Raw genomic sequence first — 23,544 nt, 5'->3', positions numbered from 1 at the left:
GAGAACACCGGGCCCAACTTCATTCCGCCGCCACCGTCTTCAGCAACGGCTTCAGGTAGCTGCCCGTGTGGCTGGCCGGATTCGCGGCGATGTCCTCGGGAGTGCCTTGGCCGACTATCTGCCCGCCGCCATTTCCCCCTTCCGGCCCCATATCGATCACCCAGTCCGCCGTCTTGATCACATCCAGATTGTGCTCAATGATCACTACGGTATTGCCGCCGTCCACCAGCTTGCGCAATACGTCCAGCAGCAGGGCAATGTCCTGGAAATGCAGGCCGGTGGTGGGCTCATCGAGAATATATAGCGTGCGTCCCGTGCTGCGCTTGGACAATTCCAGCGACAGCTTCACCCGCTGGGCCTCGCCGCCCGACAGCGTCGTCGCGCTTTGCCCCAGGCGCAGATACGACAGCCCGACATCCATCAATGTGTGCAGTTTGCGCGATACCGACGGCACCGCCTCGAAATAGCCCAGGGCCTGCTCGACCGTCAAGTCCAGCACTTCGCTGATACTGCGGCCGCGATAGCGGATTTCCAGCGTCTCGCGGTTATAGCGCTTGCCCATGCAGACATCGCAAGGCACATACATATCCGGCAGGAAATGCATTTCCACCTTGACCACGCCGTCGCCCTGGCAGGCCTCGCAGCGGCCGCCCTTTACGTTGAATGAAAAGCGGCCGGGATCGTAGCCGCGCGTGCGGGATTCCGGAACGCTGGCAAAGAGCTCGCGTATGGGCGTGAACATCCCGGTATAGGTCGCCGGATTGCTGCGCGGCGTGCGGCCTATGGGACTCTGGTCGACATTGATGATCTTGTCGAAATGCGACAGGCCTTCCAGCGTATCGTAGGGCGCCGGCTCGGTTTGCGCCCGGTGCAGCTGTTGCGCAACCGCGGTGGCGAGCGTGTCGTTGATCAGCGTGGATTTGCCCGAACCGGATACGCCGCTGATGCATACCAGCCGCCCCGCGGGGATGGCCAGGTCGACCGACTTCAAATTGTTGCCGCGGCAGCCCTTGAGTTCCAGCCAGGCCTGGTCTGGCGCTATCGGGCGCCGCTGCGGGATGGCGATGCTGCGCCTGCCGCTCAGGTACTGGCCCGTCAGGGAATGCTCGTTGGCGGCCAGTTCCCGCGGCGTTCCCTGGGCGACGATTTGCCCGCCGTGTTCGCCCGCGCCGGGGCCCATGTCCAGCACGAAGTCCGCCGACCGGATCATGTCCTCGTCGTGTTCGACCACGATGACGCTGTTGCCCAGGTCGCGCAGATGCTTCAGAGTCAGTATCAGGCGGTCATTGTCGCGCTGGTGCAGGCCTATGGAGGGTTCGTCCAGCACATACATGACGCCGGTAAGCCCCGACCCTATCTGGCTGGCCAGGCGGATGCGCTGGGCCTCGCCGCCCGATATGGTGTCGGCGCTGCGGTCCAGCGATAGGTAGTTGAGCCCCACGTTGTTCAGGAACTGCAGGCGGGCCTCGATCTCGCGCACGATGCGGTCGGCGATTTCCTTCTTCGCCCCGCTCAGTTCCAGGTCCTGGAACCAGGCCAGACAGGCCGAAAGCGACAAGGCTTCGACTTCGAAGATGGCGCGTCCGCGGCGCTCCCCGGCGCCGGGTTCGTTGCCGATCAGCACATGCCGGGCTTCGGGGCGCAGGCGCGAGCCTTCGCATGCCGGACAGACCTTGGTGTGGCGATACTTGCCCAGCTCTTCGCGCACGGCGCTGGAATCGGTTTCGCGCCAGCGCCGTTCCAGATTGGGGATGATGCCTTCGAAAGGATGCTTCTTGACTGTGGTGCGCCCTTTCTCGTTCAAATAAAGGAAGGAAATCTCTTCGTCGCCCGAGCCAAACAGCACCCGCTGGCGGATTTCCGCCGGCAATTCCTCGAAAGGGGTTTCGATGTCGAACTCGTAATGGGCCGCCAGGCTGGTCAGCAGCGTGTGGGTGAACGCATTGCGGCGATCCCAGCCGCTGATGGCGCCGCTGGCCAGGCTGAGCTCGGGAAAGGCCACGATGCGCTTGGGATCGAAGAAATCCACGTTGCCCAGGCCGTCGCAGGACGGGCATGCGCCGACCGGATTGTTGAAGCTGAATAGTCTCGGCTCGAGCTCGGTCAGGCTGTGGTGGCAGACCGGGCAGGCATAGCGGCTGGAAAAGGCGTGCTCTTCGCCGGTGTCCATGTTCAAGGCGATGGCGCGGCCTTCGGCCAGGTTCAGCGCGGTCTCGAAGCTTTCGGCCAGGCGCTGCTGGCTTTCGGGCTTGACGCGCAGGCGGTCGAGCACGACGTCGAAGTCATGCTTTTCGGTTTTCTTGAGCGGCGCGAGCTGGTCGATGCTGACCATTTCGCCGTTGACGCGCAGCCGCACGAAGCCTTGCGCCTGCAGGCTGGCGCATTCATCCTCGAAGCTGCCCTTGCGGGAACGGGCCAGGGGCGCCAGTATCGCCAGGCGCGTATCGGGAGCCCAGCTCAGCACCTTGTCCACCATCTGGCTGACATTCTGCGCTTCCAGCGGCAAGCCGTGTTCGGGACAGTAGGGCGTGCCTACCCGCGCGTACAATAGCCGCAGGTAGTCGTGGATCTCGGTGATCGTGCCGACGGTGGAACGCGGATTGTGCCCCGCCGACTTTTGTTCTATCGATATGGCTGGCGACAGCCCTTCGATGAGGTCGACATCGGGCTTGTCCATGAGCTGCAGGAATTGCCGCGCATAGGCCGAAAGGCTTTCCACATAGCGGCGCTGCCCCTCTGCGTACAAGGTGTCGAATGCCAGCGAAGATTTCCCGGACCCGGACAGGCCAGTCACCACCACCAGCTTGTGGCGTGGCAAGTCCACAGAAATGTTTTTAAGATTATGCGTACGGGCGCCCCGGATGCGGATCGCTTCCATCAAGTTCACTAAGGTCTTTCAAAGGCTAACTTGCTACTATAGCGCGCAGCGACATTCCGTGCGCTGGGCCTCTTGTCTGATTTGTTTTGATACAGCACGCGCCATGGTTATTAATTTGCCGAGTTTTTCATGAGTACCTCCAGCACCCATACAGCCAATTCCCCGCGCGGCAAGCTCAAGCTGACCCCCGTCGAGCGCCGCGCCAGCATCACGCTGGCCCTGCTTTTCGCATCGCGCATGCTCGGCCTGTTTCTGCTTACGCCCATATTCGCCGTGGCCGCGCATGCCATACCCGGCGGCAATGACGCGGCAAAAGTAGGGCTGGCATTGGGCGCCTACGGGCTGACGCAGGCCATCATGCAGATTCCCCTGGGCATGGCTTCGGATCGCTTCGGGCGGCGGCCGGTCATCATTCTCGGCATGCTGCTGTTCATCGCCGGGGGCGTCATCTGCGCCCTGGCCAAGAATGTGGACTGGATCATCGTGGGCCGCGTCATCCAGGGGCTGGGAGCGATCTCGGCGGCCATCACGGCCTGGGTGGCCGACGCCACGCGTCCGGAAGTGCGCACCCGCGCCATGGCGATGGTGGGCGGTTCCATCGGCATTTCCTTTGCCGTATCGCTGGTGCTGTCGCCCATGCTGGTCGGCGAATTCGGCCTTTCCGGCCTGTTCTGGGCCATCAGCCTGCTCGGCTTTGTGTGCCTGCTGATCACCGCCTTCGTTGTGCCGGCGGTGCCCCTGGCCAAATCGCCGATAGTCCAGGCCAGGCCGCGCGACGTGCTGGGGCATGCCGACTTGCTGCGATTGAATTTCGGCGTTTTCTGCCTGCACTTCATCCTGATGGCCATATTCATCGTGGCCCCCGGGCTGCTCGCCGCCCTGGGCGGCTACGATTCGGCCCACTTGTGGGAAGTCTATTTGCCGGTCATCCTGCTGTCGTTCGTATTGATGGTGCCGGCGGTTTTCTATACCGAAACCCGGCACGCGCACAAGGTGGCCATGGAAGTGGCGGTGGCCGGCCTGGTGGTGGTGCTGGCGCTGATGCCGCTGGCCAGCCATAGTTTCTTTGCGATAGTTGTAACCCTGATTGGCTTTTTCATCGCCTTCAATATACTGGAAGCGCTGCAACCCTCGCTGGTTTCCCGGGTGGCGCCGCCCGAGTTCAAGGGCCTGGCCCTGGGCTTCTACAATACCGCCCAGTCGCTGGGCATATTCGCGGGCGGCGTGGCCGGCGGCCTGCTGGCCGCCCATGGCCGCTCATCGGCCGTCTTCCTGGTGTCTTCCGGCCTGGCCTTTGCCTGGTTCCTGACCGCCCGAGGGTTCAAGTCCGAATCCTGATGCGGCTAATTCGAGCCTGCGGGCTAGTACGCAGGAATCTGGCAAAGCGGCTCCAGATCGTCGATAATGACGTTAATGTGAAATTTTAAGTTAAGGGTATTGTCATGGCCTCAGTCAACAAAGTCATTCTCGTCGGCAACCTCGGACGAGACCCCGAAGTACGCTACAGCCCCGACGGCGCAGCCATTTGCAACGTATCCATCGCCACCACCTCGCAATGGAAAGACAAGGCCACGGGCGAAAAGCGCGAAGAAACCGAATGGCACCGCGTGGTGTTCTACAACCGCCTGGCCGAAATCGCCGGCGAATATCTCAAAAAAGGCCGCGCGGTATACGTGGAAGGCCGCCTCAAAACGCGCAAGTGGCAAGACAAGGACACCGGCGCCGATCGTTTCAGCACCGACATCGTGGCCGACCAGATGCAAATGCTGGGCGGCCGCGAAGGCGACGCCAGCATGGGCGGCGGTGGCGGCGGCGAATACAACCAGGCGCCCGCCCAGCCGCGCGCGCCCCGTCCCGCGCAGCAGCCCCGGCCAGCCGCTCCGCAAGCCTCGCCCGCGGCAAACCTGGCCGATATGGATGACGATATTCCGTTCTAAGCGGACATCCGGGCAGCCCGCTCTGCATCTGACAAGCCTTGACAATAAATAGCCAAGCCGTCTGGATTGACACACATCTCTTGATGCCTCGGGGGCGGGCGCCGCTTTTCGATTTCCGTCTGCGCCCGCCTATTCAGGCGGCCAGAGGCGGGCCTGTCTTCACCGACAAGTCCGGCGTCCAGGGTCGCTATCTTCCCTGTGAAAGTGGCGGCCTGAGCTTTCCCCGCGTATTTGAAACCGCTGAGCCGCTCGTGACAACGCCAGGCAGGCATGCAATCTCGATTTGATCGCCTGGAAGTAGAATAAGCAATACGTCAGATTGCCGATTCAAGGGCACAAATGCCACAAAGCAAAATTAATACGCGCCAACGCACAACACTACGCTCGCTGGCACAACATCTAGAAATACATGTGTCAACCGTCTCGCGTGTTCTGAATGGAACCGAAGCAGAGGCGCGCAGCGCCGCTTCGCCAGAGATGATTGCGCGCATAAAACAGTTGGCCAAACAGCTGAATTACCGTCCTAATCGGCAAGCCATCGGGCTCAAAACCAGCAAGACCCGACTGATAGGCGTGATTCTGCCTCGATTGACTGATTTGGTTGTCGCGACGATTTACGAAGGGATAGACGCCGGGGCAACAGACAACCAGTACCTTACGTTTGTGGGCATCACACTTGATCTTCCCGAGCGTCAAATACAGCTTTGTGAAACCGCGCTGGATCAGAATGTGGAGGGGCTGCTGATCGCGGATGCGCGAATCGACAATGCCGCGTTCCTGGAAGAAATTGCCAGACGAAATATCCCGGCGGTGCTGGTCAGTCGTCATGCTCCGACACATTGCTCGGTTACCTGTGATGACTTTAAAGGGGGGCAAATGGCCGCCGACCATCTTGTCCAACTGGGCCACAGGAAAATTTGTGTATTCGCGGGCGAGGCCTACGCAACAACGGGATACGACAGGACAAACGGATTTATCCAGCGCTGCGCCGAATTGGGCGTTGATATACCGCGGCACTGGATCATCCATAGCGGATTTGATACCAAAAGCGGCAGGGCGCTCGGAGAGCGTCTATTCTCCGGCGATCAAGAAAAACCCACTGCTATTTTTGCCGTCAATGATTTCCTGGCTATAGGGCTGTTGGGGGCGCTGCGAGACAGCGGAATCCAGGTGGGCCGGGATGTGGCTGTCGTGGGGTTCAACGACACGCCGATAGCAGGGGAGCTGCCCATAGGCCTCTCGACTATTCGTTCCCCTATGTATCAAATGGGATACCGCAGCGTAGAGCTCCTGCTTGAAACCATCAAGGGCGGCCGCCCCGAATCGGAGCTTCTCGAGCCGACGCTTTGCGTGCGGGAAAGCTCCAACCCAAACGTTCGGGTTTATCCTAGGTTGAGCTGAAACAGCGCATGCCCATAAAATACCCTAACGTTTGGGTAAACAAGGGGCAAACACATAAGAGGCCATGAGGAGGCAGCTGTCTGAGCGCGTCGGACTATCTTACCCAGGATAAACAGGACGCATCCGCTTCACGACCACAAGTCTTGCTCACGACATTGAACGCTGGACGATCCTGCCTCGTCAGCCTTTATGCAAACACACAAAAGAAGAGAAATTAATCAACAGCCTGGCGGCCATTGATTACCGCTTTCTGTTGTCCGATGCCTAGGCATACCCCGCATGTTTGATAGCCAAAGGCAGTTTTGGAGCCGCAACGGCAATGTATTGGAGTGGGCTTGATGGAAAACGTTATTCAACAGCTTATTTTTGGTTTATCGGTAGGCAGCACCTATGCCTTGATTGCCTTGGCAATCACGCTGGTTTTCCGGGGTATGGATGTCATCAACTTTGCCCAGGGCGAGTTTTTTATGGCCGGGGCCTTCATGGGCTTTGTATTCCATGTGGACCTTGGCCTGTCAATGTGGCTTGCCCTGCCGCTCAGCATGGCGTCGGCGTTCATTCTGGGGTCGCTGCTGGAACGGATTTTCTTGCGCAAGCTCGAGGAAAATGCGAATGGCCTGTCTCTGCTCGTCATGACTATCGCGCTGTTCATCATGCTCAGAAGCGTCGCGCAACTCATCTTCGGGTCCTCCGCCTACAGATTCCCGGCCATGACCGATGGCGTCTTGAGGTTTGGCGGCATTCAGATCAGCGCCCAATATGCCATTGTGATTGCGGCCACGTTCATCATCATGGCCTTGCTGTATGTGCTGTTCACGAAAACGGCGCTTGGCCTGTCGCTTCGGGCCGTTGCGCAAGACAAAACAACCGCGAGAATGATGGGCATCAACGTCTCCCGCGTGAACAACATTACTTTCGGATTGTGCTCGGTGCTGGGGGCGGTTGCCGGCATCGTCTATGCGCCGATTGCTGTGCTGACTTTCGATATGGGCCAATTAATCATCCTGAAAGGGTTCACCGCAGCGTTGCTTGGCGGCCTGGGGCTGGTGTCCGGCGCCGTGCTGGGTGGATTCACGCTAGGTGTCATTGAGCAATACGGAACGCTGTTATTGGCTTCAGCTTACAAAGACCTTGTTTCGTTCTCGATTCTATTGTTGATCATCCTTGTCAAACCAAACGGCTTGCTGGGCAAGAAGCAAATTCAAAAGGTCTAGGGGTATCTGCATGTTGCTGAAAAAGTATGGAAATATTATTGCCATCGCGGCATTGGTGTTGATTCCGCTGGTCTTGAACGATCCGTTCCTGACCCATATGGGTATTCGCGCAACCACCGCGGCAATCGTGGTGATGGGGTTGACGCTGTTTATCGGCTATACCGGGCAGATCTCCCTCGGGCATGCGGCATTCTTTGGGCTGGCCGCATATATCTCGGGCATTCTCATGAAGTCGGGTTTCCCCTTCCTGGGGTCCGTCGCGGTGGCCACAATCAGCGTGGGAATTCTTGGCTGCATCGTTGGGCTGATCGTTCTGCGGACCAGCGGTCATTACCTGGCGCTGGCCAGTATTGCCGTGGGCGTCATTCTGCAAACTTTGGTGAAGAACAGCTCCATCACGGGGGGGCCGTCCGGCCTGACAGCCGTGCCCAGCCCCAGTCTGTTTGGCTGGACCATGAACAGCGATCTTGCGTATTACTACATGGTGCTGCTTTGCATGATTGTGGGGTTTGTCGTGCTGCGCAGAATCACCGACTCCCGGACGGGCGATGCGCTGCGCTCTATTGCCAACAATGAGCTTGCCGCGCAGTCGCTGGGCATTCCGGTATTTAAATACAAGGTGCTGTCCTTCACGGTCAGTACCATGTTTGCCGCATTTGCCGGAACATTGTTTGTTCATTACGACGGCTTCATCGATCCTGACAGAATGGGGCTGCCGATTTCGATTTTCTTCTTCGTCATGGCATTCATAGGCGGTATTGGCAATCTATACGGATCGATCATCGGCGCTTTCGCCATCACGATACTTGAGGAATACGCGCAAGGATTCGGCAACTACAACGTGCTGGTCTATGGGCTTTTGCTGGCAATAGTCATTCTTTTTCTGCCTAAAGGATTATCCGACCTGCCAAATGTGATTCAACGCTGGAGGACACGATAATGACTTTGTCGGTAAAAGATATTTCGCTCCGGTTCGGTGGGGTCAGCGCGCTGACCAACGTGTCATTCGATGTTCAAGAGGGGCAGGTAACCGGCCTTATTGGTCCCAATGGCGCCGGTAAAACCTCGTTGTTCAACGTCGTCAGCGGCATTTATACGCCAACGTCCGGCCAGGTGTTCTACAACGATCACGAAATCAGCAAGCTGCGGCTTGATCAGATCAACCGCCTTGGCGTGGCCAGAACATTCCAGAACATCATGGTGTTCCCGGAGCTGAGCCTGGTCGAGAACGTCATGATTGGACGCCAAAGCCGAACCAAAGCGGGCGCGCTGTCTTCCATTTTTCGCACAAGGAAAGAGCGTAATGAGCGCTCGGAGGCGGAGCGGCGCTCGATCGAGCTGCTGTCGTACGTGGGGCTGGACAAGAAGAAGGACGAACTGGCAAAAAACTTGCCTTACGGCGAGCAGCGCCAGCTGGATATTGCGCGGGCACTGGCGACAGATCCCAAAATACTGCTATTGGATGAGCCGGCTGCGGGTCTGAACCTGCAAGAGCGCGTGTCACTTAAAGCTTTGATCAAGAAATTGAATGCGATGGACTACACCATCGTGTTGATTGAGCACGATGTAAAGCTGGTCATGGATCTGTGCAGCCGTATCGTCGTCCTCGAGTATGGCAACAAAATATCTGAAGGAGACCCGCAACAAGTGCAAAGCGATCCTAAAGTAATCGCCGCCTACCTGGGTAGCGGAGGTGAATGAAATGTTAAGAATAAAAGATATCGACACCTACTACGGTCACGTTCATGCCATCAAGAAAATCAGTGTGAATGTCGATGCCGGGGAATTTGTCACGCTGATCGGCGCGAATGGCGCAGGCAAAAGCACACTCTTGAAATCCATCATTGGATTGCAGCCTGTCAAGAACGGCAGCATAGAGTTTCTGGGCGAGCGTATCGAGTCCGATAGGTCCGATGCAATCATCCGACGCGGCATCAGTATTGTTCCAGAAGGCCGGCGGGTGTTTCCCGATTTCACCGTCGCCGAGAATCTGGCCATAGGCGCGCGCGCAAGGAAATCGACCAGCGCTGAAATGCAAGAGGATATCGACAAGATCCTCGATCAGTTCCCGCGGCTTAAAGAAAGATGGAAGCAAAAGGCCGGGACGATGAGCGGCGGGGAGCAGCAAATGGTTGCGATTGGCCGCGCCTTGATGGGCCGTCCGAAACTGCTCTTGTTGGATGAACCTTCCCTTGGGCTGGCCCCATTGGTTGTGGCCGAACTGATGACCAAGCTCAAAGAGATTCATGCCGCAGGCGCCACGATCCTGCTCGTCGAGCAGAATGTCACGCTTGCCCTGAGGGTCGCGCAAAGAGGCTATCTGATGGAGTCGGGTGAAATTATTGCCTCGGACGATGCGAAAGCGCTGCTGGAAAGCGATGCAATCAGAAAGGCCTATCTTGGTATTGAACACTAGATCAGCAAGCGTAATTGACGTTTTTAAGAACCATAAGCCCACCACTAGGAGATGGAGTATGTTTGATAAATCAAAGCTGTTTTGTGCTGTCTTTGGATTTGCGGTTGCAACAGGCGCGGCAAGTGCCGCAGACACGCTCAAGATCGGCATCATAGAATCTATTTCAGGGGCCGCCGCCGCGTATGGCGACAACCACCGCAAAGGCACGCGTTTGGCTATCGAGGAAATCAATAACGCAGGCGGATTCAATGGCCAGCCTATTGAGTTTCATGCTGAAGATGACCGCAGCGACCCCGCGGCGGGCATCAATGCCGCGAAGAAGCTGATCGCACAGCAAAAAGTCGATGCGATCGTCGGTTCGTCCGCGAGCCTGGTCACCATCGCATTCACCAAAGAGAATGAACGGTATAAAGTGCCGGCGGTGAATGGGCAGGCGGGCTCGCCAACCGTTACCGAGCAAGGCTACAAATACACGTGGCGCGTCAACATGACAGACGGCCAGTTGGACAGCAAGGCAGTTGAATATTTTGCGAGCCAGAAAGGCGCGAAGCGATTTGCGTTCTTGGTGGAAAATTCCGATTACGGCAAGCCGCCGACCCAGGCCGCGGCAGACCGTGCAAAGAAGGTGGGCGCCACGGTCACGGCCTACGAGCAATATAACCGTGGTGAAACAGATTTCAAGGCGCAGCTTTCCAAAATCAAGGAAACTTCCCCCGAAGTCATCTTCGTTCATGGCTACTACACCGAAGGTTCCATTATTGCCCGTCAGATCAAAGAGCTGGGCATCAACGCGACATTGATTGTGAATATGGGGCAGGGTGTGCCGAAATTTGTCGAGCTGGCGGGTGCTGCCGCAAATGGGGCGGTCTTCCCAACCACCTGGCTGCCAGGCCTCGATAATGAAAAGTCGAAAAAATTCGAAGAAGCCTTCAAGGCCAAGTACAACCATGAGCCCGGTGCTTTTGAAGCGGGTACCTATGACTCCATTTACACGGTGGTTGAAGCGGCGAAGCGTGGCGGTGGCAGCGATCCCAAGCAGATACAGGCTGGGCTGGCAAAGCTCGAAGGCTTTGAAATCTTGCTGGGAAAGATCAGCTTCGACGAGAAGAACCAGAACAGCGGAGAGGTTCGCCTGGCGACTTTTTCCAACGGGAAAATTGTTTCGTTTAAATAAGTGGCGTGTCTGGCCTGCCCGTTTCGGGCAGGCCGTGTTTTTTGGAATTCAAGTAATGAAAAGCATAGCGGATCTTGCGAGGGCCTATCGCAAGGGGGAGTGCTCGCCCGTTGATATCGTGGACAAGCTGCTGGCGGATATCGAATCGTCATCGATCAATGCCTATATAACCGTCATGGCGGATCAGGCGCGGGCCGAGGCTAAGGCAGCTCAGGCGCAGCTCGCTTCCGGCAAGGAAGCAGGGGCGCTGGCGGGGGTGCCGATCGCGATCAAAGACCTTATTGACGTGGCCGGCTACCGCACGACCATGGGCGCGGAACAATACGCCGAGCATGTCTCCAAGGATGATGCAGAGGTCGTGCGCCTGCTAAGGAAGGCGGGGGCGATTATTATCGGCAAGGCGAATACTCATCAGTTCGCGTACGGATCGACCGGCGATCGGTCTTTCTTTGGAGCGGTACGGAACCCACGGAATCCCTCGCGTGTTCCTGGTGGCTCAAGCAGCGGCTCCGCAGCATCGGTTGCGGCTGGTTTGGCGTACGGATCGGTAGGAACGGATACGAGCGCTTCCATACGGCTGCCCGCAGCACTGTGTGGCGTGGTGGGGATGAAAGCCACGTTGGGGCTCATCTCCAGGCAGGGGGTGTTCCCCCTTTCGGAAACACTTGATCATGTGGGGCCGATCAGCACATGCGTGCAAGACAATGCGCTCCTGCTGGAAGTCATGTCGGATAGCCCACTAGGCGCCTTTTCCTCCAAGATTGGCCAGAGTATTCGCGGCCTGGTCATTGGTGTGCCCGGCACGTTTTATTCCGAATATATATCGCCTGCGGTGAGTCGCAGCATGTTGGCCGCGCGTCAAGCGCTCGAGGCCGCGGGCGCCGTGGTGAAATCAGTAGAGATCGACAATATTTACGAAATCTACAACGCACAACAATTAGTCCTGAAGACAGAGGCTTATGCACAGCACGAAGATGCACTGAATGCTCAAGCGCCTTTTATCAAGGAAGTGCAAGACAGGCTGTTGACTGGCAAAGGTGTGCTGGCGTCAGAGTATCTTCGTAGTCTCAAGTATCAAAGCACCGCGCAAGCCTGTTTTGACAAGGTATTGGAAAACGTGGATGTATTGCTGACACCGACATGCGGCGTTACGGCGCCTTTGATCGATGAGCGCACTACTCGCATTAACGACGAAGATTATTCGACTCCGTGGTTATTGACCAGATCGACGGCGCCAACGAACTTCTCGGGGCATCCAAGCTTGTCGGTGCCTTTCATGCAGGATGAAGAAGGCATGCCTGTAGGTCTGCAGCTCATTGGAAAATGGCATGACGAGGCGACACTGTACCAAGTGGCCAGCCGGCTTGAGGCACATTAGCACCAGGCACTTTTAATCGGAGACATTATGAATGTGACGGCGTATCAGGATCTTGATGCGATTGGATTGGCGGATCTGATAAAGCGCGGGGAAGCGTCGGCCGAAGAGGCGATGTCCATTGCCATCGGACTGGCGCAAAGCGCGCACAAGCGACTGAATTTCTTGAAGTTCCCGAAGTTCGAGGAGTCCTTGGCGCTTGCGCGGCGACATGATGCGAAGCTCGATCGGTCCGTCTTTTCAGGTGTTCCATTTCTTTATAAGGATTCCGGCCTGGCCTCCACGCGATTTGAATCGTCCATTGGTTCAAATTTTCTCGGACCCATGACATACGGACAAAATTCGACTTTCGCAGATCGCGTTGAGGCGGCGGGCTTTATTCCGTTTGCGCGAACAGCCGTGCCAGAACTATGTATGGGGCCGACCACCGAGGCGGTCGCAAATGGCGGCAATACCCTCAATCCGTGGAAGCTCGAACTGTCTTGCGGCGGATCCAGCGGCGGTGCGGCCGCCGCGGTTGCGGCTGGCATCGTGCCGGTTGCTCATGGCTCGGATGGCGGCGGATCGATACGGATTCCCGCTGCGAACTGCGGATTGGTTGGGCTTAAGACATCACGCGGGCGTTTTCCCATGGGGCCAAATGATGGCGACGCATGGGGAGACCTGATCTGTGATGGTTTCCTGAGCCGGTCTGTGCGCGATACGGCTGCCGCGCTTGACGCGGTCGGCGGTCCGGACGCGGGCGCGCCCTTTGCCGCGCCCACACCGACCGGCAGTTACCTCGAACGGCTTGAGCTGAAGTTCGACCGCCCCCTTAAAATTGCGCTCTGGACCGATGGATGGGACGGTTGCGATCCGATTGATTCGCACACGATGAAAGCCTTGCACTACGCCGCTGAGCAGTGCCGCAAGCTTGGCCATGAAGTCGTTGAGCAAGCGCCTGCCGACCTGGACTACGCCGCATACGCGGCAGCGCATGCGCGCGTTCTGGCTCTTTCCATCCATAGCACGGTGCTTGCGGTGACCGGGAAGCGGGGCTACCCCTTGAAGGAGGGCGAGCTCGAATTCGCCATTGAAGACGGACTGAAGTATTCGCGTACGCTGGGCGCGCACGATTATATTTCCGCGCTGGGCGTGTTCCGTAAAATCGGCCGTCAGCTGGGTCAATACATGGAGCGCTATGACCTCGTACTGCTTCCTACGGTTCCTGTCGCCTCCGCGCGGCATGGGCTCCTTCCCCGCGACGCCGAGTTTCTTGAATTCCGCCGCCGCTCATGCGCTTACAACCCTTTTGTGGCCATTTCCAACGCATCCGGGCAGCCAGCGATCTCAGTGCCTATTTACTTTACCGAGGACCAAGGCCTGCCCGTTGGCGTACAGTTCTTGGGCGCTTATGGCGACGAGGATACGTTGCTGAGACTGGCGAAAGGGCTGGAGGACGTGGCGCCGTGGGCGCATCGATATCCTTTCGAGCGAGGCTGATGTATTTGGGGTCGAACCATGCGATCGAGTTTCGGTTTGACGCAAGAGTAAAGACGCTCATGCAACTTCGATTGCCAAACGGCTGTCGGCCCAGGCCAAGGTCCGTGATCAGGCAGCAGTCCCGAGCCGCAGGCCGGTAAAGACCGGCACCAGGGTTTCCATGGCTCGCCCCTCGAACTCGAAACTGACCTGGCGCAAGGGCATGCCGTAGAGCCGGCGCAGGTTCGCCTCGGTCAACACCGCGTCGATGGCGCCGCAGACATAGTCTTCCGCGCCGAACATCAGCAGGGCCTGGTCGGCCACGGCATGGGCGTGGTGGGGATGGTGGGTCGTGAAGATCACCGTCAGGCCTTCCTTACGCAGACGGGCTATCCATTCGAGGACGGTGCCCTGATTCTTGAGGTCGAGCGCCGAGGTCGGCTCGTCGAGTACCAGGATGTCGGCGCCGCTGGCCAGTGCCCGTGCGAAGATGACCAGTTGCCGTTGTCCGCCGGATAGTTCGTCGAAACTGCGCTCGGCCAGTTCGGCCAGGCCCAGCCGGTCAAGCGCTTCCAGTGCCGCCGCTTCGTCCTGCCGTGACGGCAGGGAAAACAACCCGATCTGACGTGCCCGGCCCATCAACACCATGTCCAGTACCCGGTAGGGAAAGCTGACCTGGAACAGCTGCGGCACGAAGGCGATCTGCCCATTGATGGTGATGCTTCCGTGTTGCGGCTTCAATGCTCCCAGCAAGAGCTTGAGCAAGGTCGTCTTACCCCGGCCATTGGGGCCGAGCACGGCGAAAACGCTGCCTTGCTTCACCTCGGCCGAGTAGTCGCGCAATACGGCCGGTATTTTGGGATCGTAGGTGTAGCCGACAGTGGCCAACCGGATTGCCAGTCCGCCGTTCATCGTTGCGAAACCCTTGGGACGATTACTCACGATTCCACCCCTTGCCGTGCATCTTCCAGAACAGGAAGCCAAACACTGGAGTACCCACCAGGGCGGTGAGCAGGCCGATAGGAATTTCCTGTGCCGTGATGCTACGGGCAATGTCATCCATCGCCAGCAGGTAGATGCCACCCAGCAGTGCCGAAGCAGGTAGCAGCCGCGTATGCTCGGGCCCGACCAGCATGCGGGCGATGTGCGGAATGATCAGTCCTACCCAGTTGACGCCGCCCGATACTGACACCTGGGCCGCTACCAGCAGTGCCACCAGTGCGACAATGCACCAGCGCAGGGTTTCGACCTTGACTCCAAGTGCCTCTGCATCCACTTCGCCCAGCGACAGCAGATTGATCCGCCAGCGCAACATCAGTAGCAGGGTGCCTGCAAACAGCGTGACGCCGGCCACGATGGCTACCTTTTCATAAGTCAGCCCAACAAAGCTGCCAAGCAGCCAGTAGACGATGGACGGCAGTTTGGCTTGTGGATCGGCTACGTACTGGGCCATGCCGGTCAGCGCGCCGAAAAAGCCGCCGACGATTACGCCGGCCAGCACCAGCCCCAGTATGCTGCTCTTGCCGGCCAGCTTGGACAGGCCAAAGGCTACGGCCAGCGCTCCCATGCCGAAGCCAAAAGCCAGGCCGACTACCCCGGCCATCGGCAAGGAAAACATGATTGCCAACACCCCGCCAAATGCCGCGCCCGAGGAGACGCCGGCCACCTCCGGTCCGACCAGCGGGTTGCGGAACACGCCCTGCATCGCCGCCCCCGCCATCGCCAGGCCCATGCCGCACAGCGTTACGCCGAGGATGCGCGGCATGCGTACGATCTCGATCACCACCCAGGCCTTGTCGGTATAGGGGCGAGTTTCGTTGAAGCCTGTGGTCGCCACAATCTTGATGATCTCTGGAATCGGCACCGGATAGCGGCCAAGGACCAGCGAAAAGACCATCAGCGCCAACAGAGCAACGAAGAGCAGCAAGATCAACAGATCGGCAAGGATGAAGGGCGAGCGACGACCGTCGCGGGCTTTTGCGCTTCCTATCGGATTGGCACACAAGGGTTGGGTAGATATGGTCATGGACGTATCGTGAATGTCTTATTCTGTTCACCTAGAAGTCGACGTTCTACCGACCTCCGCATGCAAAACTTTTAAGAGTGCTTAGGCAAAGAGAGTGGACACCCTGTCGGCATTCGCGGGATGCATTTGCAGATGGCGCTCCATCCATAGACGCTCCATCTGTCTGAGGTTGAAATAGACGCGTTCGTTGTTCTTGTCGCCGTAACGCTCGGCAAGAGCCCGCGTTGACGGCAGACGGCTGGCACTTTCCCGGTATCGCGCTTCTAGGCTGGCCAGGATTTCCTCGCAACTATGGCGCTCTGCCCATTCCAGGCTGGCTTCCGTCACGGCAAAGAATAGGGAGGTGCGTTGGGCTTCGTCGGCACCGCTGCAAACCTGATCCATCCATTGCCGCTCGGATTGCCAGTTCGGCCAGTCCTCACGCAAACAGGCCCGTAGGCGCGAGGAAAGCCCGACAAAGTCGTCCACTGTCAGTCGTTCGCTCTCCAAGTGTCTAGCGCGGCCGCTGTAGAACATTGGGATTGCCCAGCGGGTAAATCGCCGGCTGTCGATTTCATCGAGGTCGTTCAACACTGATTCGAGCCCTGACAAATCATTGCGCATCAGCAGAATGCGTTGCTGCAGTTCCATGCCCATTTCCGCCGCTAGATGTAGGCTGTCGATTTGAAAACGGTAGTTGTCAGCCTTATTATTCCAGTGGTCATGACGCTCGCCATGGCCGCTGAAGGTAGCGACTAGCGTATCGATGCCCAATTCGCAGCGCGCTTCGAGAAATTCGTGCATTTCGGATCGAGTGCGATGCCGCAGTCCACCGAGCAGAAGCACTTTATGCTCGCGCCCCAGGCGCTGATCCAGACGCAATATGCCGGCCAACGTCGGCAGATCGTGTTCATAGCTGTTGCCATACCACGGCCACACTTCGAACGGTTCCACCGCGTTCGCTGCCTGCCAGTCGATAAAGCGTTCGACTAGCGCGGCATGGCGGGTAAAACTAACCGACTTGGGCTTCGATGTTGCTAATTGGCAGTAACGGCAATGGTAAGCGCAAGATGTGTTATTGGCATGGATAGCGATGCCGGTGATGCTGAGCGTTCTCGACATATTTATTCTCCGAACGGAAAAAACGTTGGTAGTTCTGCGATGCCTGATTGGCTTGCAGATTGAGCAGCGTATCGATGTCATTTTCACTCATGCGGTAGTCGTAAGCTGCCAAAATTGTCGCCACAACCTCCTGCCGTATGGTTGCCGGCATGACTTGTGGATAAAGTATTTCCGCCAACCACTGCAGACGGATGGGATCTTCGACCGGAATGCTGAAATGCGGCAGATCTGGCATCCGGTAGACACGCTTGCCGCGCACGGCGCGCACGGCCTGCCATTCGGGCTGGACGTAAAGCTGGGCCGGAACGAGTTGATCGCCGATTGCCGACGTATCGAGAAAGATCACGTCTGGATCGAGCATCAACACATTTTCCAGCGTAGCTTTGCCGCCAAATAATCCCTTGTGCAGCGGCTTGGCATTGAGCTGGATGAAGCGTTCATCGTAGTGATGATTAGTCGGCAGCCAGAAGCCCGCATCGTATCCGCCAACGATGAGGAGTACTGACGGATGGTGCGCCTGGACAATTTCGTGTTTAAGTGCCGCTAGCTGCCTCGTGTATCGCTGCGAAAGTTGCCTTGCCTTATCCTGTTTGCCAAGCATGCGCCCGAACAATGCCCACCATTTGAGATGACTCTCGACCTGCTTGCCTCGAGAGCTCTCCAACTCGACCAGTTGCGGGAAACCCATTGCCAGTAGTGCACTATCACGCCCCTTCCAAGAAAAAATGACATCTGGCTGGCGTAGCATGACGATCTCCGGATCCAGTTGCGCTCCCCATCCGCTGGTTTCGATCTTTGTCAACGACGGATAAACCTTCCGCAACAACCAACCACCTATCTCGCCCTGCAGGTTGTATTGCTGGACCGAATCGACGTGCTCCGTACTGTCGTCCAATGTAACGAAGGCATCCGGTGGCATAGCACCGCCGAACATCGCATGGCGAATCGGCAGCACGATATGTGCGCCTTTCTCCTGCTCTTGCGACGCACGGATAACCGAAGGCAAGAACGCCCTGCTTCCGATGCCTAGAACGAGAAGCGCGAACATCGCGACATGCAAGTAGCACTGATAGCGGGTAGCCATGGTTGCAAACTGGGGGCGTCCTCAGAACGCGATTGAGGCTGAGACAGAAACAGCCCTCGGTGCCCCCATCATGGTGCCAATGGTGTAATTGCTCATCCAGTAGCGTTTATCCGTCAGGTTGGTTACTAATGCCCGAATGGTGGTTTGACGCCCCATTACGCGCGTAGAGTACCGTAAACCAAGGTCAATTGTGAGATAGGAAGGCGCCTCCAATTTATTTGCGGCATCAATATACGACTTGCCGGTGTAGTAAAGGCCGCCGGTTGCGGTCAACTCACGTAGTGAAGGAAAGTTATATTCACCGTATACCTTGGCTATGACTTGCGCGACGCCCTGCGGCACCTTTCCGACGCCGACGTTGTTAGTGCTTTTCTGTACTTCAGCATCTAATAGGGTCAATCCCCCGAGCAGGGTTAGGTCGTGAGTTGCCTTGCCGGAGGCGGCAAATTCCACCCCCTGATGTCGCTGCCTGCCATTCTGGAACATGGTGAATGTCCCATTGCCGTTATCCTGGTTATAGGCATTGGCCTTCTCGATCTGGAACAGCGACATGGTCAGCAAACTACCGCCCAATTCTGCCTTGACTCCTGCCTCATACTGCTTGCTCACGGAAGGTGGCATGATTTCGCCATCGTTTGTAAAACTCGCACCGGAAACGATCTGCCCCTGCTGTAACGCCTCGATATACGTCACATATGTTGTCAGGTAGGGAAGCGGCTTGAACAACAAGGATGCTGTCGGTGTTGTTTTCGATTTATCGTATTTGATTGTTACGGCGCCAGTCGGTGCGTCATGGTTCTCAACCAAGTAGCTTGCATGGTTGAGACCGAGCAGCATGGACCACTTGTCGTTGAAGATCGTTTCGTTGCCGACAATGATATTTTTGCTCCTCGTTCGATCCGTCTTTAACATGTGCAATGACCCAAAGTCGAAATCAGGCAAGGCAACGTTAGCGGAATCGGGATTCGACAAATCGAGATTAGTGTGGGCATTGCCGATCTGTGCAGGTAACGTGCCTCCAGCGGTATAACCACCATAGCCCTCCACGACGTAACCATTAGCCCCAACAGTCAGTTTGTTGGCGATGTCGAACAGCTTGAACTTCGTCTCGAGATAAGCGTAGGCGCTTTCGGTATCGGTTCGGTAGGACCTCACAAAGGATTTCGCCAGCGAGTAAGTCGCATCACCAGTCACGGTCAAGGTCGAATAAATGGTATTCCGCTCGTCTTTCTGGAAACCATATCCGGCTCGGAATGCGAATATGTCGTTGATATCCCACTGAACCCTGGCGCCATAGCGCTCGGTGTCAACATTGTTCATGTTGTCCGGAGACGCCCACAGCCGTTTGGTATCGGGAACCGATGGCAAGGCAGTAAGGGAATTTGCAAAGCCCCATTGCCCCGGCCTTCCCTTTAGTTTGTAACTTCCGTCCAGAACGTCGATGCCAAGCAACAAGCGATCTGTCACATGCCAATCCAGAGCGCCGCTAACCATGGAGCGTTTTAGCGACTGATCCTTAATCACCGTATCGCCATCCTGGGTCAGCGCATTAAATCGGTAAGCGAATTTTCCGTCAGCATCGATCGGTCCGCCTAGATCGGCATGGGCGAAATACTGGTCACCGCCGTAATTACCAACGGTGACATCCCTTTTCGCCGATTCGGTAGGGCGTTTGGTCATGTAGTTGAGCGTCCCGCCAACATTGCCAATGCCATACATGAAGCCTGAGAGGCCCGTCATCGCCTCCATCCGCTCCACGTTTTCGATGAAAAGTCCCTGCCCGGACGTATTGCCTTGCATGCCATCCACCATGGCCGATTGAATAAGAAAACCGCGCATCATCACGCGTGTCAGGCCATTCATGTCGAAGGGCTGGAGCAACTGAATTCTCGGGTTCATGCGGAAGAGCTGGTCTGTACTATCGGTTACCGAATTTTGGATCAAGTCTTCGCTCACAACCATCATCGAATACGGTGTATCGAGCAGCCTCCGCCTACCCCACGGACCGACAGATTGCGCTGTCTCGATCTTGTAGCCAACGTCCGCCGTCCCCTCCTTTGGCGCATGCCCGACCACCCTCACTTCCTTCAGTACGTCCGCCGCCTTGGTGATCACCGTATTGCCATCCGCCGCCGTCGCCGCTTCCAACCCGCTGCCCGCCAACAACTTGTTCAGCGCCGTCAGCGGTTCCATCGCTCCCTTCACGGCTGGCGCCTGCCTGCCCTCGACCAGGGCGCTGTCCACGGCAATGCCTCGTCCCGACAGCCTGGCCAATTGCAGGATCGATTCGGAAAGCGCCTGGGCCGGCAGATCCACGGTCACCGGCGCGGCATACGCGGTGGCGAAAACGGACGAGACAAGGGCGGCAGTGGGGCGCCCCAGGAATGGAGGAATTGCGTGGTACATGGAAATGCCTTAGAAAGAAAATACTGTTCTTTCAGGTACACGGTCCAGGAACCGGAATTCACCCCCCTCATCGATAAGAAACTCATCGCGCTTCGGTCAAATCGTTCTGGGCGGCGCAATGCCGACAATCTAGCGGGCGCCGAGCTCGACTTCGTCGCCCCTGCGCCGCACGCTGACCGAGGCGATCTGGGGCAGCAGATCGATGAAGCTTTCGATTTGGGCGGCGGGGACGCCGGCGGTGATCCGGGGGCCGGCGCCCGTCCCTCGGGCGGCAACGCGAACCGGCGTTTTCCGGTATCGGGAAAGCGTCTCGGCAACCTCGCCCAGATCGGCCCGATCGAACATCAGAATGCCGTGCTCGAAGCTGAAGGCGGCATCTGCCTTGCGGTCGACTTTTTTCAAAGCGATATTTTCGCTCGTCGCCAGACGCAGTTCGGCCACCTGGCCGGCCTCAAGCTGCAGGTACTGCCGGCGCCAGAAAGGGCCGGCAGCGATCTGGACCAGGCCGTGATCGACGCTGACCCGGATCGTTTCGCGCAATCGGGTGACCGCGAAACGAGTGCCGAGCACGGTGATCTGTGCCGGACCGCTGTCGACGACGAAAGGGCGTTCCGGGTCTTTCGCGACGTCAAAAATGACTTCACCGGTCAATAGCTTGACCCTGCGCTCGCTGCGGCTTAGAACCACCAGGACCTCGCTGTCGGCATCGAGCACGAGAATGCTGCCGTCCTGCAGGAACTCGCGGCCCAGCGTGCCGGTATCGGTCCGCCGGGCGGACTCCCACAGCGTTTCGTTCTGCAAGCGGTAATAGGCGGCTTCGCCGCCCAGCCCGCCCAATACGATACCGAGGATGCCGCGACGCAGGAGTGTGCGGCGGCTTTGCCGATGGCGTTCCTGGCGCGCCTGCATGGCCTGGGCCAAGGCATTGCATTGGGTGCCGGACTCGAGGTCGCTCCAGGTATCTGCGATAGCGGCATAAGCGGCGGCATGGGCCGGGCTGGCAGCGAGCCAGGCTTCGAAGCGGCCGCGCTCGGGGTCATCGGGCTCGGCGCCGGACATGCGCACGAACCAGCGCGCCGCTTCCTCCTGCAGCCGGCTCATGCCATCAGTTCGATGCGTACGGCGTGGATATCCAGCAAGGCGCGGGCAATCTGGCGTTCGACAGTGCGCAGCGTCAGGCCCAGGCTGGCGGCGATCTCCCGATAGGTATAGCCTTCGATGCGAAACAACCAGAAGACCTCGCGGCAGCGCGGCGGCAGACAGTCCAGGATCTGCTGCATGGCCTGCAGGCGTTGCTTCAGGTCGGCCAGGCGCTCGGCCGAGGGGGCGAAGCCGGAGGCATCGTCGAAAGCGGAGGATACCGGGCCTTCTTCGTCCGGCAATTCCACCCAGCGGGAGGCCTCGCGAAACTGGTCTACCAGCGCGTGCCGGACGATGGCGCGCAAATAGGCCTGCGGTTCCCTGAGCGGCGCCCGTTCATTGACCAATGCGAGCCGGATCAGGGCATCGTGCAGGACATCGTAGGCGCGGTGCCGACAGCCGGTCTGACGGCGTATACCGCTCAGCAGATCGGCATAGGCCCAGTTCAGATCGATACCGTGCCAGGTCATCGGCAGGGTCATTCCGTGAACGCCTCCCAAACCGGTGGGACCCCGGGTGCCGGTCCGGCAGCACAGGCCGCCTGTATGGGAAGCCTTCCAAGGCGGCAAATGTTCCTCATCCTCCATCCCCCAATCAATATCGTTATATTATTGTGTATATATCGAAGAGCGGGCTTTGATGCTGCGCAAACCGGTCTCTGTAATACTCCCTCACGGCAAGCCCCGATTTTTGAATACAATAAGTTTCATTTATCGACAGTCACCGGCTTTCGGAATACTGCGGGGTTAAAAATTGGACTCCAGATCTGCGCTCATCGTCGCTCTGATGATGATGCTTGCGAATGGCGGGGTATTTGGTCTCATGCATCGCGACTTGCCGGTGGTCTTGCGGCCGGCCGCGGTAAGCTGGCAGGTCGGCACCCTGCTCGTCGCCGCCGGCTGTTTGATATTCGTTTTGCAGCGTTATCTGCCCCTGGCGCTCATGGTCACGCTTGCCAACGGCCTGGTGATGCTGGGGCTTACCGCATATTGGCATTCGCTGCGCCAGTTTTATGGCTATCCTTCCAGCGTTTTGCTGTTGCTCCCCATGTTCGCCGGGACGCTGGGAGTATTCTGGTTCGCCGCCTTCCAGCCGGACACCGGGGTGCGCATCATGATTGCGTCGGCCGTCTGGCTGTCGCTGATGTGGGGCAGCGCGACAGTCCTCAAGGCCCAGGCGCACCGCGACTCGGCGCTGAGCCGGCGGGTATTGCTGGCCATTTTCGCCGGGGTGATGCTGTTCACCGCCATACGCGCCGGGTACTACCTCCTTCTGGGTGTGACGCCGGACTTCAGCGTGCTCGACTATTCAAGCTGGATGAATCTGGCCACGCCGGTGGTGGGCGCGGTGTTGCCGGTCGTTGGGACGACGGCGTTCGTGCTGATGTGTTCGGAACGCATACGCCGGCAATGGGAGCGGGCGGCTGGCACCGATTACCTTACGGGCCTGGCCAACCGGCGTACGCTGACCGAAATCGGCGCCCTGCGCTTCGCCACGGCGCGCGGCCGGGACGGCGGCCTTGTGCTGGCGTTGATCGACATCGACCATTTTAAGGGGATCAACGACAAACATGGCCACGCGGTCGGGGATATCGCGCTCAGGCATGTGGCCGCCCGGATCGAATCGAGCGCGCGGGGCGGGGAAATGCCGGCGCGCCTGGGCGGAGAGGAGTTCGTGGTGCTGCTCGACCACGTTGATCATGGCCAGGCGCGGGCCGCGGGAGAGCGCCTGCGGCTGGCGGTGCAGAATCATCCTTTCACGGCCGGCGAGCTGCAGCTGCCGATCACGGTGTCGATAGGGATGGCGATTTGCCGAGCCGATGATGACAACTTCGATTGCCTGATGCAGCGCGCCGACCAGGCCTTGTACATGGCGAAGGCGGCCGGCCGCAATCGCGTCGAGCTGGTGTTCTGAACTGTCGCCAGGGGAGC

At 58.2% G+C, this 23,544-nt stretch carries 19 protein-coding genes; 11 read left to right on the top strand and 8 right to left on the bottom strand.

Features of this window, described 5'->3' with window-relative positions:
• Nucleotides 1–19: 19 nt before the first annotated feature.
• On the bottom strand, nt 20–2,878 hold the full coding sequence (gene uvrA, locus BUB23_RS15845) for an excinuclease ABC subunit UvrA (RefSeq protein WP_073104464.1): 2,859 nt from the start codon (nt 2,876–2,878) through the stop codon (nt 20–22).
• Nucleotides 2,879–3,007: 129 nt separating this feature from the next.
• Here uvrA and BUB23_RS15840 point away from each other — a divergent pair, with 129 nt between their 5' ends.
• The 10 genes from BUB23_RS15840 (at nt 3,008) to BUB23_RS15795 (ending at nt 13,877) form a co-directional block, all read left to right on the top strand.
• Entirely contained in the window at nt 3,008–4,216 is a 1,209-nt protein-coding gene (locus BUB23_RS15840) for an MFS transporter (protein ID WP_073104462.1), read from the top strand.
• A gap of 104 nt (nt 4,217–4,320) precedes the next feature.
• Nucleotides 4,321–4,815 (top strand): single-stranded DNA-binding protein, encoded by a 495-nt coding sequence (gene ssb / locus BUB23_RS15835; RefSeq protein WP_073104460.1) that lies wholly within the window; start codon nt 4,321–4,323, stop codon nt 4,813–4,815.
• A gap of 339 nt (nt 4,816–5,154) precedes the next feature.
• Nucleotides 5,155–6,216, top strand: coding sequence for a LacI family DNA-binding transcriptional regulator (locus BUB23_RS15830; RefSeq protein ID WP_084136061.1), 1,062 nt, complete (start codon nt 5,155–5,157; stop codon nt 6,214–6,216).
• Between the two features lie 338 nt (nt 6,217–6,554).
• Nucleotides 6,555–7,430, top strand: coding sequence for a branched-chain amino acid ABC transporter permease (locus BUB23_RS15825; RefSeq protein ID WP_073104458.1), 876 nt, complete (start codon nt 6,555–6,557; stop codon nt 7,428–7,430).
• Nucleotides 7,431–7,440: 10 nt separating this feature from the next.
• Nucleotides 7,441–8,370, top strand: a complete 930-nt coding sequence (locus BUB23_RS15820) for a branched-chain amino acid ABC transporter permease (protein ID WP_084136060.1) — start codon at nt 7,441–7,443, stop codon at nt 8,368–8,370.
• Nucleotides 8,370–9,131, top strand: coding sequence for an ABC transporter ATP-binding protein (locus BUB23_RS15815; RefSeq protein ID WP_073104456.1), 762 nt, complete (start codon nt 8,370–8,372; stop codon nt 9,129–9,131). Before BUB23_RS15820 ends, BUB23_RS15815 begins: the two co-directional genes overlap by 1 nt.
• A gap of 1 nt (nt 9,132) precedes the next feature.
• Nucleotides 9,133–9,846 carry an ABC transporter ATP-binding protein gene (locus BUB23_RS15810; RefSeq protein ID WP_073104454.1) on the top strand — a complete coding sequence of 238 codons (714 nt, stop codon included), beginning with the start codon at nt 9,133–9,135 and terminating at the stop codon, nt 9,844–9,846.
• Between the two features lie 58 nt (nt 9,847–9,904).
• Complete coding sequence (locus tag BUB23_RS15805; RefSeq protein ID WP_073104452.1) at nt 9,905–11,020, top strand: ABC transporter substrate-binding protein; 1,116 nt, start codon at nt 9,905–9,907, stop codon at nt 11,018–11,020.
• 55 nt (nt 11,021–11,075) lie between these two features.
• Nucleotides 11,076–12,398 carry an amidase gene (locus BUB23_RS15800; RefSeq protein ID WP_073104449.1) on the top strand — a complete coding sequence of 441 codons (1,323 nt, stop codon included), beginning with the start codon at nt 11,076–11,078 and terminating at the stop codon, nt 12,396–12,398.
• Between the two features lie 27 nt (nt 12,399–12,425).
• Entirely contained in the window at nt 12,426–13,877 is a 1,452-nt protein-coding gene (locus BUB23_RS15795) for an amidase (RefSeq protein ID WP_073104447.1), read from the top strand.
• Nucleotides 13,878–13,985: 108 nt separating this feature from the next.
• Here the strand turns inward: BUB23_RS15795 and BUB23_RS15790 are convergent, their stop codons facing one another.
• From BUB23_RS15790 to BUB23_RS15760, 7 genes are all read right to left on the bottom strand, one after another.
• Nucleotides 13,986–14,798 (bottom strand): ABC transporter ATP-binding protein, encoded by an 813-nt coding sequence (locus tag BUB23_RS15790; RefSeq protein WP_218599026.1) that lies wholly within the window; start codon nt 14,796–14,798, stop codon nt 13,986–13,988.
• Nucleotides 14,791–15,882, bottom strand: coding sequence for a FecCD family ABC transporter permease (locus tag BUB23_RS15785; protein ID WP_073104443.1), 1,092 nt, complete (start codon nt 15,880–15,882; stop codon nt 14,791–14,793). Before BUB23_RS15785 ends, BUB23_RS15790 begins: the two co-directional genes overlap by 8 nt.
• Nucleotides 15,883–15,963: 81 nt before the next feature.
• A complete protein-coding gene (locus BUB23_RS15780) occupies nt 15,964–16,983 on the bottom strand; it encodes a hypothetical protein (RefSeq protein WP_073104441.1) in 1,020 nt (339 codons plus the stop codon).
• Nucleotides 16,937–18,067 (bottom strand): ABC transporter substrate-binding protein, encoded by a 1,131-nt coding sequence (locus tag BUB23_RS15775; protein WP_073104439.1) that lies wholly within the window; start codon nt 18,065–18,067, stop codon nt 16,937–16,939. The genes BUB23_RS15780 and BUB23_RS15775 overlap by 47 nt, the downstream gene beginning before the upstream one ends.
• A gap of 21 nt (nt 18,068–18,088) precedes the next feature.
• Complete coding sequence (locus BUB23_RS15770; protein ID WP_073104437.1) at nt 18,089–20,473, bottom strand: TonB-dependent siderophore receptor; 2,385 nt, start codon at nt 20,471–20,473, stop codon at nt 18,089–18,091.
• Nucleotides 20,474–20,602: 129 nt separating this feature from the next.
• Nucleotides 20,603–21,574, bottom strand: coding sequence for a FecR family protein (locus BUB23_RS15765; protein ID WP_073104435.1), 972 nt, complete (start codon nt 21,572–21,574; stop codon nt 20,603–20,605).
• Nucleotides 21,571–22,095: an RNA polymerase sigma factor gene (locus tag BUB23_RS15760; RefSeq protein ID WP_073104433.1), complete on the bottom strand. Its 525-nt coding sequence runs from the start codon at nt 22,093–22,095 to the stop codon at nt 21,571–21,573. Before BUB23_RS15760 ends, BUB23_RS15765 begins: the two co-directional genes overlap by 4 nt.
• Nucleotides 22,096–22,366: 271 nt before the next feature.
• Between BUB23_RS15760 and BUB23_RS15755 the strand changes: the two genes are divergently transcribed.
• On the top strand, nt 22,367–23,527 hold the full coding sequence (locus BUB23_RS15755; RefSeq protein WP_073104432.1) for a GGDEF domain-containing protein: 1,161 nt from the start codon (nt 22,367–22,369) through the stop codon (nt 23,525–23,527).
• Nucleotides 23,528–23,544 lie beyond the last annotated feature (17 nt).

It is taken from the genome of Pollutimonas bauzanensis (assembly GCF_900129885.1).
GTDB classification, from domain to species: Bacteria; Pseudomonadota; Gammaproteobacteria; order Burkholderiales; family Burkholderiaceae_B; genus Pollutimonas; species Pollutimonas bauzanensis.
The sequence above is the reverse complement of the archived record's forward strand: the minus strand, read 5'-3'. Positions and strand labels throughout refer to the sequence as shown.